Here is a 13586-nt window from a genome sequence, read left to right on the forward strand (position 1 = left end):
GATGTGTCTGAAAACAAAAAACCCCGCAAAGGCGGGGTTTTTTACTACCTTACTGATTACTCAGCTACGATAGTTACGTATTTACGGTTTAAAGGACCTTTTTGTTCAAATTGAACTTTACCATCTGCTTTTGCGAAGATAGTGTGGTCTTTACCGATACCTACGTTTGCGCCAGCGTGGAAACGAGTACCACGTTGACGAACAATGATGCTACCCGCTAGAACTGATTCGCCACCAAAACGCTTAACACCTAGGCGTTTGCTTTCTGAATCGCGACCGTTACGAGTACTACCAGCTGCTTTTTTATGTGCCATTTCTAAGTACCTCTAATTAAGCGCTAATGCCAGTGATTTTAACTTCAGTGAACCATTGACGATGGCCCATTTGCTTACGAGAATGCTTACGGCGTCTAAATTTAACAACCTTAATCTTCTCACCGCGACCATGTGAAACAACCTCAGCTGTTACTTTACCACCGTTTACGAACGGTACACCGATCTCGATTTTCTCACCATCAGCAACTAAAAGTACTGAATCAAATTCAACTGCTGCACCAGTTTCAACGTCTAATTTTTCAAGACGAATCGTTTGACCTTCAGTCACACGATGCTGTTTACCACCACTTTGGAAAACCGCGTACATAATTAACTCCGTCTGTGCGCCCTCAAATCGACGCAACTAAAATATTCTTCGATAGGGCGCGAAGTTTACGCTAATGCATAAAAACTAGCAAGCCTATTTTGTAATTAAAATGAATAAAAAGTAGCTGCATTGAGAGCAATTCAATATTTCCCCCATTTTATATTAAATTGCCCTGTTGCCAAGCGCTTTTTAATGCAAAGATAAAATAAATTTGTACGGTGCTACGCCCACTCCCGAAGTTATTTACTGCACATTAAATGCGCACATCCTGACGATAAAACAAACAATTAAATTAGCTAATTAAGCCTCAATTAAGCTTTTTAACTCGGTTTTTTTAATGAATCACCACAAAATATCGAGCTAGTGCATTTTTTGTTGTACAATCGGCGCCGTTCACACATAAAAATTGGCTCGGAGATCAATGGATATAAAAGCTATCCAGGCGTTAATCGAAAGCGATATGAATGACGTCAATCAACTTATACACGCGCAAATGCGCTCAGATGTGGCGTTAGTTAATCAACTTGGTTTGTACATCGTTAATAGCGGCGGCAAACGCGTACGCCCTATGCTTGCTCTATTGGCAGCAAGAGCTTTGGGTTACCAAGGTAAAGATCATATTACTTTGGCAACGATTGTTGAATTTATTCATACTGCAACGCTATTACATGATGATGTTGTTGATGAATCTAACCTGCGCCGCGGTACACCAACTGCAAATGCTGAGTTTGGTAATGCTGCCAGCGTGCTGGTTGGGGATTTTATTTACACACGCTCGTTTCAGCTTATGGTGGGGCTTGGTAAAATGCAAATTATGCAAATTCTTGCTGATGCTACCAACGTGATTGCTGAGGGAGAAGTATTACAGCTTATGAATTGCAATGACCCTAACACCACCGAAGCAAGCTATATGCAAGTTATTTACTCTAAAACGGCTAAGTTATTTGAAGCCGCTACGGGGCTTGCAGCAATCATAACCGAGCAAGATAACAGTGTGTTAGATGCGCTTAACTTATACGGTATGCATTTAGGTACTGCTTTTCAGTTAGTTGATGACGTGCTTGATTACAACGCAGACGCTGACCAATTAGGTAAAAATATTGGTGATGATTTAGCAGAAGGTAAACCAACTTTACCGTTAATATACGCTATGAAGCACGGTAGTGATGAGCAAAAAAACCTTATTCGTGATGCCATTGAGCATTGCAATGGTATGGATAACCTTGAAGCTATTTTAACGGCACTTAAACAAACCAACGCACTTGAATTTACAATGCAAAAGGCACAGCAAGAGGCTGATAAAGCCATTGCCTGTTTAGACTTTTTAGCAGAGTCGCAGTACAAACAAGCGTTAATTAGCTTAGCACGTATAGCTGTAGAGCGAGATCACTAGTTTTGCAGCCACCCTTAATTAGTATGTAAGGGTTTATAATTTTCGAGCAATAAAAAAGCCTGCATAAGCAGGCTTTTTTGTGCATAACTTGGCTATTACGCCATGAAATCAACACCTTCTTTGATGTCTTTTTTCAGGGTTTCAAGCATGTCGTTTTTAGCTTTTTCTTCAAATGCGCTTAGCTCGCCGTAAGAAAGAATTTCTTCTACGCCGTTTTTACCTAAACGTACTGGATGTGCAAAGTACTCCGCATCGCCATTTTCAACAGCAACGTATGCGTAATCAACTACGTCTTCACCTTGTAGGCCTTTAACTAAAGACATACAAAAACGTGCAGCAGCAGCACCCATAGATAGTGTAGCTGAACCACCGCCCGCTTTAGCATTTACTACTTCAGTACCTGCATTTTGGATACGTGGAGTAAGAGCAGCCACTTCCTCTTCAGTGAAGCTTACGCCTTCAACTTGAGAAAGTAGAGGAAGAATTGTTGTGCCAGAGTGGCCACCGATTACTGGTACTTTAACTGTTGCTACATCTACACCTTTAAGCTCAGCAACAAATGCTTCTGAACGAATTACGTCAAGTGTAGTAATACCAAATACGCGGCTTGCATCATAAGTGCCTGCTTTTTTAAATACTTCAGCAACAATTGGCACTGTGCCATTCACTGGGTTAGTGATAACACCCACTAATGCTTTAGGACAGCTAGCAACAATGCCTTCTGCTAATGTTTTGATAATACCAGCATTTACGTTGAATAAATCCGCACGGTCCATACCTGGTTTACGTGGCATACCCGCAGGGATAAGGACGATATCACACCCTTCAAGCGCTTTGTTTAAATCGTCAGCGCCAAAGCCTGCTACTTTAACATCTGTAGGGATGTGAGATAGGTCAACCGCAACACCTGGTACAACTGGTGCAACATCGTAAAGTGATAATTCAGAACCAGCTGGTAAGCCTGTTTTTAATAATAAAGACAACGCTTGACCGATACCGCCTGCAGCACCTAATACAGCAACTTTCATTGGAATTCTCCGTAATTTGAGGTAGGAAATATTTGTGGCTCTTAAGATAATGAAATTAGCGACTAAAAACAAATTTATCCTGCTTATTTCAGGTATATTTTCGACCATAGTTGTAAACTTTGTTGGTTTATCGCAGCAAACTGGCAAGTTAACTAAACAACTGCTGCATAATTATTCATTATTGTGTAGAATTTGCTATATAAATAACAAAAACGAATAAAGACTATGCAACCACAAGACAAACAAGAAGCACTGGTAAAAGCGTTTAAAGCACTTTTAAAAGAAGAAAACTTTGGCTCGCAAGGCGAAATAGTCGAAGCACTAAAAGAACAAGGCTTTGACAACATAAGCCAAAGTAAAGTGTCGCGCATGCTTAGTAAGTTTGGTGCTGTGCGCACTCGTAATGCTAAACAAGAAATGGTTTATTGCTTACCTGCAGAAATGGGCGTACCAACGGCTAAAAGCCCACTGCGCCAGCTTGTTATTGATATTATGCATAACGAAATGATGATTATTATTACCACCAGCCCAGGTGCTGCGCAGTTAATTGCCCGCTTATTAGACTCACTAGGCAAAGCTGATGGTGTATTGGGTACTATTGCCGGGGATGACACTATTTTTATTGCGCCAGCAAAAATATCTGAAATAGACATTACACTAGAGCGCGTACGTATTTTATTTGATACGGTTTAAAGCTGTTTTAAAAAACTAACTGACGGCGCAAAAAACGCTGAGCCCATATCGGCTTGAGTAAAATCAAGCCAGTGGTCGTAACACTCCCCTTTTCCTATACGGCTGTTAAGTACCTTTTCAAACGCACTACCCGATGCTGAACATGTAATGCTTAACATGCCTTGCTCGTAAACATCGCCATACGGCATGCTTTGGTTAAGCAGTATTGCTTGGCCGCTCTCATCTTTTAGCTCACTTCTAGTCGCGTGGCTAGTATCCGCTTTAGGCTCAATTAAAGTGTTATCTAAACGCGTGCGCCCCATAATATGCTCTTGCTCGCTTAATGATAAATGCTGCCATACGCTCAGGTCATGCTTATAGCGCTGTACATGAATATAGCTGCCTTGGTGTTCAAAGCTGTCGGGCTTATTAACCAGTGCCGTGATTCGTTTTTGCCGGCCATGCGGGGTGTCGCCTGCGTAAATAAAGCCGTTAAAGTCTCGCCCATCTAAAAACCTAAAATTACGAATTTGTTCAACCAGCTCTACATCGGGCGAAAACAACTTTAAAATTTGCAATGCAAAAAGGTGATTAACATCTTCTCGGTCTGAGCGAATTTGGATAAATAAATCACACGGCTGTACGCGCATAACAAAATCACTGTGATTTATATTTGGAAAGCTTTGCAGCTCACATGGGATATATTCGGGGAGTATATGCGGCCAATACTGCGCGCCAATGGCCACCATGCAAGAAAGCATAGCCTCGGAGAACTGATCACTAAACTCGTCTTCAATTGCGCTTACACGTTTAAGCTTTGCGCGCAATGACTCGTCTTGACCATCAAATACATTAAAAAATAAATGCAAACCGTGTAAGTTTGCTTCAGCACAAATCCCAGATTGCGCTTGCGCCATTGTTATTCCTTAGCTTTTTATATAACACAGCGAATAACACATTGATTATGATTCGAAAAAATTCACCGTGTGAGGTTTTATTTTTATTATAACCTGCTCATTTATTTCAAATGACTGGCCATATTGTGCGGCAACTTCAATCTCTTGCTCTGCAATTACAACAGTGTAAACATAAGCTGAGCCTATAAACCGACGGCTTAAAATACGCACACTTTGAGGGTTATCGGCCTGCGTATTTTGCACAAGCTCAATATGGTGCGGACGAATATACACCTGTCCTTTTATTGCACTGTGCGTATGCTCATGCTGCGATTGCACAACACCATAAGTGGTTGCGTATTCAGTTGCCGTTAACACTTCTGCGCCTAAGTATATGCCCTGACCCAGAAACTCTGCAACCTCCTTTGTCTTTGGCATGGCAAAAAGCTGCTCTGGCGTTCCTTGTTGGGCTATTTTTCCTTGGTGCATAATGGCTAAAGTGTCTGAAAACGCAAAGGCTTCTTCTTTTGAGTGGCTAACAAACACCGCAGAAACCTGCTGCGCTTTAATAATGCGCCTAATATCAGCAATTAACTCAAAACGCACTTGTGTATCTATGTTCGAAAAAGGCTCATCAAGGAGCAATAAGCTGGGTTTATAAGCCAGTGCCCGCGCAATAGCTACACGCTGTTGTTGCCCCCCCGAAAGCTGATGAGGATAGCGGTTTGCACAGCCAGTTAAATGCACTAACTCAAGCATCTCGTCTACGCGCTGTAGTTTTTGAGCTTTACTTATTTTACTTAGTCCAAATGCAATATTGTCGGCCACTGTAAGGTGCGGAAACAGGGCATAATCTTGAAACATCATCCCTATATTACGATGCTCTGGTGATACAAAAGTGTGCTTGTCGCTTACACATTTACCATCTATTAATACGCTACCCTGCTTTATTTCAATAAGACCGGCAATGGCTTTTAAGGTGGTTGTTTTACCGCAGCCACTGGCCCCAAGCAAACACACAATTTCGTCTTGTCCTACCGTTAAATCTAAGCTCTGTAGCACGCGCGTGCCACTGTAGTGATAACCCACACCTTGTAAATTTAAACGACTCATTTAACTGCGCTGCTCCATAGAACGATTAATAAAATACAAGGGGATCAGCCCAACCACGACAATAAATAAAGCGGAAATAGAAGCAAGCTCAAGTTGCTCATCGCTCACATATTGAAATACATGTGTGGCTAAGCTTTCAAAATCAAAAGGCCTTAATAGTAATGCGGCTGGCAGCTCTTTCATACACTCAATAAATACAAGTAATGCTGCCGTTAAAAGCCCTCGTCGCAATAAAGGAAGATGAACTAGACGCAGTGTTTGCCCTTGGCTTTTACCCATAGATTGGCTAGCCATATCTAGTGATGGGCTAATACGCACAAAGCTCGATTCTATAGCACCATGCGCAATGGCATAAAAACGTACAATGTAAGCCAGTATAATAGTAATAATGCTGCCAGTGAGTAATAAACCAATATCCAGGTTGTAGCTCTCAAGGGCTGTGTTTATTGAGTTCTCTAATACGCTAAGCGGTAATAACACAGCAATAGCCAGTACCGTACCTGGCAGTGCATAGCCGGTGCTCGCTAAGCGACCAGGTAGTAAAGAATAGCTTTGCTTTGCCACACGCTGATAAAAAACGATTAGTGTAGCGAGTATTATGCTGGCCAAACTTACAATAATAGCCACTTTTAAACTTTGCCACGCGTAACTAAAAAATGCGGTATTCCACGCTTTATCAAAGTATGTAATTGCATAATTTAGCAATACCAACATAGGTATAATAAAAGCAATAAGCAAAATAACACTACAAAATGACGTAGCCAGCCATGCATGTTTGCCTTTAAGTTTGTACAACGACTCACTATTAACGCCCGATTGGCGCTCAAATACGGCCTGGTTACGCCGACTAAAACGCTCAGCCATTAAAGCTAAAAACAGCAATAACAACATAACGCCCGATATTTTTGCTGCAGCCGTGAGTGAGTAATAACCAAACCATGTATCGTACACTGCGGTAGTTAACGTGCTCACAGCAAAGTAACTGACCGTTGCATAGTCTGCCATGGTTTCCATGCTAATAAGCGCAAGGGCAGCCACAATTGAGCCACGAGAAAGCACTATGCTTACCTTAAAAAAGCTTTGCCAAGGCGACAAGCCCATTAATTGACTCGCTTGCACTAACTTAAATGACTGCTCTCGCAGTGCGGTTTTAAATATTAAAAATAAATACGGATACAGCACAAGTGCAATCATCACGATAGCACCAGGTAAAGTGCGAATATCAAAAAACCAATAATCCGTTGGCGAGTGCCAATCAAACCAGTCTCGTAGGGTTATTTGCACAGGGCCTGCGTAATCTAGCAAATCGGTATACACATAGGCTATTAAATAGGTAGGCATTGCAAGGGGCAGCATAAGCGCCCATTCAAATTGCTTTTTCCCGGGGAAAGCGCAATACGCACTGAGCCAACCAAGTGGGAGGGCAATTGCACAGCTAAGCAGGCATACGCCAAAAATAAGCAGTACAGTATTAGTAATATAATCCCACAGCACGGTATCCCACAGATGAGAAAATACCTCTGAGTCGCCTTGTAAAGATTCATAAATCAGAAAAAACAGCGGGGCCGACAATAAAAGCCCTGTCGACCAGGCAAAGAGCTGCCATTTAGACAGCTTAAATTGAGAGTTCATTAAAGGTCGAACTTCACCTCATCTATTAGCTTAAGGGCTAACGGACGATATTTGCTGATCTCATCAAGCGCCAAGCCATCTTCTTTAAAGCTCCCCCAAGAAGCAACTAAGCTTGATAGCTCAACGCCTTGCTTAACCGGATACTCCATATTTACAGAAGCATACATATTTTGTGCTTTGGTTTCGCTCATAAACTCAATAAGCTTAAGTGCATTATCAGGATTTTTTGCATACTTAGTAATAACAGCACCCGATACATTTATGTGTGAGCCGCGGTTTTGCTGATTAGGAAAATTAATATAAACAGACTCAGCCCACGCTTTTTGCTCGTCGTCTTGAAGCATTTTGCCAAGGTAGTAACTATTACCTAAAGCAAGGTTACACAAACCTTCTTTTACTGCTTTTACTTGCGCACGATCATTACCTTGTGGCTTACGTGCTAAATTAGCTTTAACACCTTCTAACCATGTTTTAGTTTTTGCCTCGCCGTGATGGGCAATCATCGAAGCAACTAAGCCAAGGTTATAAGGGTGCTTACCAGAGCGAGTACAAATTTGCCCTTTGTACTGCGGGTTAGCCAAATCTTCGTAGGTGAGTTCAGGTAATGCACCTAGGCGCTCTTTTGATGAGTACACATTACGAACCCGCTTAGTTAATGCCACCCACTGCCCGTCGCTATCTCTATACGACGCAGGAATATTGTTTTTAATGCGCTCGCTTTTAATACTTTGCGTTAAATTTAGATCTTCTAGCTGAATAAGTGCACTAAAGTTAGATGTTAATACTAAATCGGCTTTACTGTGTTTTCCTTCACGCTTAACACGCTCTATTAACCCTTTTTTTGCAAAAACCACATTCGTTTTAATGCCCGTTTGCTTAGTAAAGTCAGTTAAAATAGGTTGAATTAAAAACGGTTGACGAAAAGAGTAAATATTAACAACGTCGCTTGCAAACGCAGGCGAAGCGCTAAAAATACAGGTGAGTATAGCCAGTGCAGTTCTCATATCAATTTACCTAAATAGTCATTATTTACAGGGAATTTTATCGCGATAAGTGAAAATATACACTCTTTACATAAATGTAAATAAGTAATTAATGACCAAAAGAGAAATACCGCGTAAGACATCTCTTACAGAGCTGACAGCTAATGAGTAAAAAATTCTATAGCGACACCACGAAACAAGCGTAAACAACTGTTTTAATTGAATTTTATTAAAATCTTCGTTTTTTACAAGTAAATCTATAGCCGTTTTAACCTATTTTAGTTGCACCAGCACGCTACAATTACTACATCAACCAAGCAGTGATGCTTACCGAGTAAAAGGAAATGGATTGCTTACTCGAACAACCAATGATTAGGTTACTACGGACAACACGGAAATGAGGACAGGCTCAGGATGAGTATCGCAATGGACTGTTGCACAAAGGAACGTATCAGGACGATACAATAAGGATAACAACAGCGGATAGTTGTTTAACAGGATGTGATAGGAATTAAATGGACAGGCCCTTGAGGCAACACAATGGAATTGTAAATTAATGGACTGCACTAGGATGTGCCAAAAGGAATAGGTAATAGTTTTTACCACTACAGGATGTACAGGGATTTAAAGGAGATAGGCCCGGATAGCCTAAATTACATAGAACTAAAAAGTAATATCGTAATCACATGGATAAGTAAAAATTGGAGTTGATTAAGTTCAATTGCAGGATGCAAAATTAGAAGATTCCGCAAGCGCGCCTAGAGATAGAGCGCGCTTTTCTTTGTCTAAAATTAAGTTACTGTGGTCTGCCCTTGTTTCGCTTACCAAGTAGATACGCATCACGAAACTTTATAAAGTGTTGCTCAAGCTTTAAGGCGGCATCTTGCTCACCTGCGAGCGCTAAAACCATAATACCTACCTCAGCAGTGCCTAACTGATATGCGTGAGGCGCAACACGTAAACGATAATCTGACAATTTATCGGCCGTGATCGACAGCACCGGTAAATTATCTAGGTACGGGCTTTTGCGGATCATTTTTTTAGCTTCGCGCCAGGTGCCATCTAAAAATATAAATAATGGCTTTTTGCCGGGCGCAATGTTTACTTCGGTGGTTGCCCTGCCAGGCTCTATATCTTCAGCAGGAAATATCACCATAGGTTGATAATCAGCGTTATTTAATAATGCTAATAGCTCAGCGCTTGGCTCTGTTCTATCCCATCTAAATGCATAGTTATCAGGAACTATTTCAGCAATTAAACGCCCTGTGTTTGACGGTTTAAAGCTTTCATTGTGATACATTAATAAACACACAGCAGCATCACACTGCGCTTGTTCTACACCCTCACATATACAGTAATGCTTAGCAATTAAACATTGCTCACAGCGATCCATTTTGCCCCCGCGGGCATTAAATTCACGGCGCGATTCACTAATTTGCTGAGCTCGCAAAACTAATACTGAGTTATGTTGGGGATTTTTCAAAGGAGCTATTACCTAAAATTTATTCGGCGCGTATTGTAGCTAAAATAAAAGGGAATAGATATCAGCTATCAGCTATCAGCTATCAGCTATCAGCTATCAGCTATCAGCTATCAGCTCAGAATAAAAAACCAAACTAACAGACGCTAGTTTTATTTTATCTACCTTTAATGGCTGCTATAAAAACAAAAACCCAGCAAAAGCTGGGTTTTAAAAACTAAATCAAAAAGTTAAATTACTTCTTCTTTTTAACCGCTTTTTTGTTTGGTAAATCAGTGATTGAACCTTCAAATACTTCAGCAGCAAGGCCGATTGACTCGTTCAATGTTGGGTGTGCATGAATTGTTAATGCGATATCTTCGCCGTCAGCACCCATTTCAATACCTAGGCCGATTTCGCCAAGCATTTCGCCTGCGTTAATACCAACCATAGCACCACCAATGATACGACCACTGTCTTTATCAAAGATTAGTTTAGTTTGACCTTCTGTACGAGCAGATGCAATTGCACGACCTGAAGCAGCCCACGGGAATACCGCAGTTTCAATGCTTAAGCCTTGCTCTTTTGCTTCTTTCTCAGTAACACCTACCCATGCGATTTCTGGGTCAGTGTACGCAATTGAAGGGATACATTTAGGGTCGAAGAAGTGCTTCTGACCAGAGATAACCTCTGCAGCAACATGGCCTTCGTGAACCGCTTTATGTGCAAGCATAGGTTGGCCAACTAAGTCACCAATTGCAAAGATGTGGTTTACGTTAGTACGTAATTGCTTATCAACATAAATAAAGCCACGCTCATCAACGTTTACGCCTGCTTTATCTGCATCTAAAAGCTTACCATTTGGCGTACGGCCAACAGCTACAAGTACTTTGTCATAACGTACGGCATCAGCTGGTGCGTTTTTGCCTTCAAATGATACGTATAAGCCATCGTCTTTCGCTTCAACGCCAACAACTTTAGTTGAAAGCATCACGTTAAATTTGTCTTTAACGTAGCGAGAGTAAATTTTAATTACGTCTTTATCAGCAGCAGGTACTAGTTGGTCTGCAAATTCTACAACATCTACTGTAGAACCTAATGAGCGGTAAACTGTGCCCATTTCAAGACCGATAATACCACCACCTAGTACAAGTAGTTTTTCTGGTACGTCTTTCAGCTCTAGTGCGCCAGTTGAATCAATCACACGGTCATCTTCTGGGATGAAAGGTAAGTTAACTGGTTGAGAACCTGCAGCAATAATTGCGTTTTCAAAAGTAATAGTCGTTGAACCTTCGCCGCCTTCAACAGCTAAAGTGTTGCTACCTGTAAATTTACCGTAGCCATTTACTACTTTTACTTTACGCATTTTAGCCATTCCGTCGATACCGCCAGTAAGCTTGCTTACTACAGAATCTTTCCAAGAACGGATTTTGTCTAAATCAATTTGCGGAGCGCCAAAAGTAACACCGTGAGATGACATTTCTGCTGCGTCATCAATCACTTTAGCTACGTGTAAAAGTGCTTTTGAAGGAATACAACCAACATTAAGACATACGCCGCCTAATGTTTCACGCGATTCTACCAATGTAACTTCTAAGCCCAAGTCAGCAGCACGGAAAGCCGCAGAGTAACCACCAGGACCACCGCCTAGTACAACAACTTGAGTTTTTAATTCGTTGCTCATGCTATTACCTTAATTGTTTGAACGGGACACTGCCCTAAAATTTAACTGCCATGTTTCTGCATGGGCAGAAAATCAGAGCAATTCACAAATAGTGCAAAGATTGTATCATTGCATATAGTAAAAATCCCAGCTAAAAACAACCGGCTGGGATTTGATTTTGTTCATGTTACAGCGATTACATCACTAATTGACGTATGTCGCTCATGTAGCTAGCAAGCGTTGCAGTAAAGCGTGCTGCTAGTGCACCGTCAATCACACGGTGATCGTAAGACATAGATAGCGGAACCATTAGTTTAGGTTCAAAGTCTTTACCATTCCACTTAGGTTTCATTTCAGATTTAGATACACCTAAAATAGCCACCTCTGGTGCATTAACAATCGGCGTGAATGCCGTACCGCCAATGCCGCCTAGGCTTGAAATAGTAAAACAGCCGCCTTGCATGTCAGATGACGTTAACTTACCTTCACGCGCCTTTTTAGAAATATCCATAAGTTCGCGAGATAATTCAATAATGCCTTTTTTGTCCACATCTTTAAATACTGGAACAACTAAGCCATTTGGCGTATCTACTGCAACACCAATATTGATGTATTTCTTAAGAATTAAGCTTTCGCCATCCTCAGACAGTGACGAGTTAAATGTTGGGAATTCAGCAAGCACTTTTGCTACCGCTTTCATCACAAACACAAGTGGTGTGATTTTAACACCTAGCTTTTTCTTCTCGCTTAACACGTTTTGTTCTTTACGGAATACTTCAAGGCTTGTGATATCCGCTTCGTCAAACTGTGTAACATGTGGGATTTGCACCCAGTTACGGTGTAAGTTTTTACCCGATAGCTTTTGAATGCGAGATAGTTTTTTCTCTTCAATTTCGCCAAATTTAGCAAAATCTACTTTAGGCCACGGAATCAAGCCAAGCTCACCACCGCCCGCATTGCCTTTACCAGCTGGTAATTGGCCTGATTCAACTTGCTTAACTAAGTTTTTAACATAGTTTTGCACGTCTTCTTTTACTACGCGGTTTTTACGACCTGAGCCTTTAACGTTTGCTAGGTTAATACCAAACTCACGCGCTAAGCGGCGAACAACTGGCGATGCATGTGCATATGCGCTGTTGTTTTCAAAGCTTTCGTTGCTTGCTTTAGCCGCAGGTGCAGCTTGAGCTGGCGCAGAATCTGCTTTTGCAGGTGCTGCTGGCTTTTGCTCAGCCGGGGCTGCTGCTTTTGCTGGCGCACTACCTGCTACTTCAAAAACAAACACAAGTGAGCCAGTTTTTACTTTATCGCCAGCGGCCACTTTAATTTCTTTTACTGTACCGGCAAAAGGTGCTGGTACTTCCATTGCCGCTTTGTCGCCTTCAACGTTTAAGATTGATTGCTCTTCTTCAACCGTATCGCCAACAGCAACCATGATTTCAGTTACTTCAACTTCATCATCGCCAATATCAGGCACGTTTACTTCTTTTGTGCTTGGCTCGGCGCTTTGAGCAGGCTCTGCTGGTGCAGACTCTTGCTTTGGCGCATCTGATGCAGGTGCACTTGAACCGGCAACTTCAAAAACAAACACTAAAGAGCCTGTTTTTACTTTATCGCCTTCGGCCACTTTAATTTCTTTTACTGTACCGGCAAAAGGTGCTGGTACTTCCATAGATGCTTTATCGCCTTCAACACTTAAAATTGACTGCTCTTCATCTACGCTATCGCCAACGGCAACCATGATTTCTGTTACTTCAACTTCGTCGTCACCAATATCTGGTACGGTTACTTCTTGAGTATCAGAGCCTGAAGCTTCTGCAGGTGCAGATGCTTCAGTTTTAGCCGGCGCTTCGGGCTCACTTTGTGAACCAGTTTCTTCGCCTTCAAAAATCATGATTAATGAACCGGTTGTTACCGTGTCGCCTTCGCTTACTTTAATTTCTTTTACTGTACCTGCTTGCGCAGCAGGTACTTCCATTGATGCTTTGTCGCCTTCAACGGTTAGTAGCGATTGATCAACATCTACTTTGTCGCCAACGCTTACTAGGATTTCGGTTACTTCTACGTCATCGCCACCGATATCTGGTACTTTAATTTCAATACTCATT

At 41.6% G+C, this 13586-nt stretch carries 12 protein-coding genes; 2 read left to right on the forward strand and 10 right to left on the reverse strand.

Going from position 1 to position 13586, the window contains the following annotated elements; genetic code table 11:
• Window positions 1–56: 56 nt before the first annotated feature.
• Both rpmA and rplU read right to left on the reverse strand, forming a co-directional pair.
• Window positions 57–314 carry a 50S ribosomal protein L27 gene (gene rpmA, locus WDB87_RS01070; RefSeq protein ID WP_004587922.1) on the reverse strand — a complete coding sequence of 86 codons (258 nt, stop codon included), beginning with the start codon at window positions 312–314 and terminating at the stop codon, window positions 57–59.
• A 16-nt stretch (window positions 315–330) separates the two neighbouring features.
• Window positions 331–642, reverse strand: coding sequence for a 50S ribosomal protein L21 (rplU, locus tag WDB87_RS01075; protein WP_004587921.1), 312 nt, complete (start codon window positions 640–642; stop codon window positions 331–333).
• A gap of 421 nt (window positions 643–1063) precedes the next feature.
• Here rplU and ispB point away from each other — a divergent pair, with 421 nt between their 5' ends.
• The gene (ispB, locus tag WDB87_RS01080; RefSeq protein ID WP_286245353.1) at window positions 1064–2035 is read left to right on the forward strand and encodes an octaprenyl diphosphate synthase; all 972 of its coding nucleotides are present in this window, start codon (window positions 1064–1066) and stop codon (window positions 2033–2035) included.
• Window positions 2036–2130: 95 nt separating this feature from the next.
• Here ispB and mdh read toward each other — a convergent pair whose 3' ends face one another.
• Window positions 2131–3063: a malate dehydrogenase gene (gene mdh / locus WDB87_RS01085; protein ID WP_286245354.1), complete on the reverse strand. Its 933-nt coding sequence runs from the start codon at window positions 3061–3063 to the stop codon at window positions 2131–2133.
• 225 nt (window positions 3064–3288) lie between these two features.
• Between mdh and argR the strand changes: the two genes are divergently transcribed.
• Window positions 3289–3756, forward strand: a complete 468-nt coding sequence (argR, locus tag WDB87_RS01090; RefSeq protein ID WP_004587918.1) for a transcriptional regulator ArgR — start codon at window positions 3289–3291, stop codon at window positions 3754–3756.
• Here the strand turns inward: argR and WDB87_RS01095 are convergent.
• From WDB87_RS01095 to aceF, 7 genes are all read right to left on the reverse strand, one after another.
• Window positions 3753–4652, reverse strand: coding sequence for a Dyp-type peroxidase (locus tag WDB87_RS01095; RefSeq protein ID WP_286245355.1), 900 nt, complete (start codon window positions 4650–4652; stop codon window positions 3753–3755). The two genes, argR and WDB87_RS01095, sit on opposite strands and share 4 nt — an antisense overlap.
• A 45-nt stretch (window positions 4653–4697) precedes the next feature.
• A complete protein-coding gene (locus WDB87_RS01100) occupies window positions 4698–5744 on the reverse strand; it encodes an ABC transporter ATP-binding protein (protein ID WP_337848761.1) in 1047 nt (348 codons plus the stop codon).
• Entirely contained in the window at window positions 5745–7376 is a 1632-nt protein-coding gene (locus tag WDB87_RS01105; protein WP_337848762.1) for an ABC transporter permease, read from the reverse strand.
• Window positions 7376–8380 carry a Fe(3+) ABC transporter substrate-binding protein gene (locus WDB87_RS01110; RefSeq protein ID WP_286245358.1) on the reverse strand — a complete coding sequence of 335 codons (1005 nt, stop codon included), beginning with the start codon at window positions 8378–8380 and terminating at the stop codon, window positions 7376–7378. Before WDB87_RS01110 ends, WDB87_RS01105 begins: the two co-directional genes overlap by 1 nt.
• A 775-nt stretch (window positions 8381–9155) precedes the next feature.
• The gene (locus WDB87_RS01115; RefSeq protein ID WP_337848763.1) at window positions 9156–9842 is read right to left on the reverse strand and encodes a tRNA-uridine aminocarboxypropyltransferase; all 687 of its coding nucleotides are present in this window, start codon (window positions 9840–9842) and stop codon (window positions 9156–9158) included.
• A 232-nt stretch (window positions 9843–10074) separates the two neighbouring features.
• Entirely contained in the window at window positions 10075–11502 is a 1428-nt protein-coding gene (lpdA, locus tag WDB87_RS01120; RefSeq protein ID WP_337848764.1) for a dihydrolipoyl dehydrogenase, read from the reverse strand.
• A gap of 175 nt (window positions 11503–11677) precedes the next feature.
• Window positions 11678–13585: a pyruvate dehydrogenase complex dihydrolipoyllysine-residue acetyltransferase gene (gene aceF / locus WDB87_RS01125; RefSeq protein ID WP_337848765.1), complete on the reverse strand. Its 1908-nt coding sequence runs from the start codon at window positions 13583–13585 to the stop codon at window positions 11678–11680.
• Window position 13586: the final 1 nt, after the last annotated feature.

This window comes from Pseudoalteromonas sp. C12FD-1 (assembly GCF_037414265.1).
Lineage (GTDB): Bacteria > Pseudomonadota > Gammaproteobacteria > Enterobacterales > Alteromonadaceae > Pseudoalteromonas.

Excerpts from the sequence above, each read along its gene's own strand:
- rpmA (WP_004587922.1), bottom strand. The coding sequence starts at position 314 with ATGGCACATAAAAAAGCAGCTGGTAGTACTCGTAACGGTCGCGATTCA.
- rplU (WP_004587921.1), bottom strand. The coding sequence starts at position 642 with ATGTACGCGGTTTTCCAAAGTGGTGGTAAACAGCATCGTGTGACTGAA.
- ispB (WP_286245353.1), top strand. The coding sequence starts at position 1,064 with ATGGATATAAAAGCTATCCAGGCGTTAATCGAAAGCGATATGAATGAC.
- mdh (WP_286245354.1), bottom strand. The coding sequence starts at position 3,063 with ATGAAAGTTGCTGTATTAGGTGCTGCAGGCGGTATCGGTCAAGCGTTG.
- argR (WP_004587918.1), top strand. The coding sequence starts at position 3,289 with ATGCAACCACAAGACAAACAAGAAGCACTGGTAAAAGCGTTTAAAGCA.
- WDB87_RS01095 (WP_286245355.1), bottom strand. The coding sequence starts at position 4,652 with ATGGCGCAAGCGCAATCTGGGATTTGTGCTGAAGCAAACTTACACGGT.
- WDB87_RS01100 (WP_337848761.1), bottom strand. The coding sequence starts at position 5,744 with ATGAGTCGTTTAAATTTACAAGGTGTGGGTTATCACTACAGTGGCACG.
- WDB87_RS01105 (WP_337848762.1), bottom strand. The coding sequence starts at position 7,376 with ATGAACTCTCAATTTAAGCTGTCTAAATGGCAGCTCTTTGCCTGGTCG.
- WDB87_RS01110 (WP_286245358.1), bottom strand. The coding sequence starts at position 8,380 with ATGAGAACTGCACTGGCTATACTCACCTGTATTTTTAGCGCTTCGCCT.
- lpdA (WP_337848764.1), bottom strand. The coding sequence starts at position 11,502 with ATGAGCAACGAATTAAAAACTCAAGTTGTTGTACTAGGCGGTGGTCCT.
- aceF (WP_337848765.1), bottom strand. The coding sequence starts at position 13,585 with ATGAGTATTGAAATTAAAGTACCAGATATCGGTGGCGATGACGTAGAA.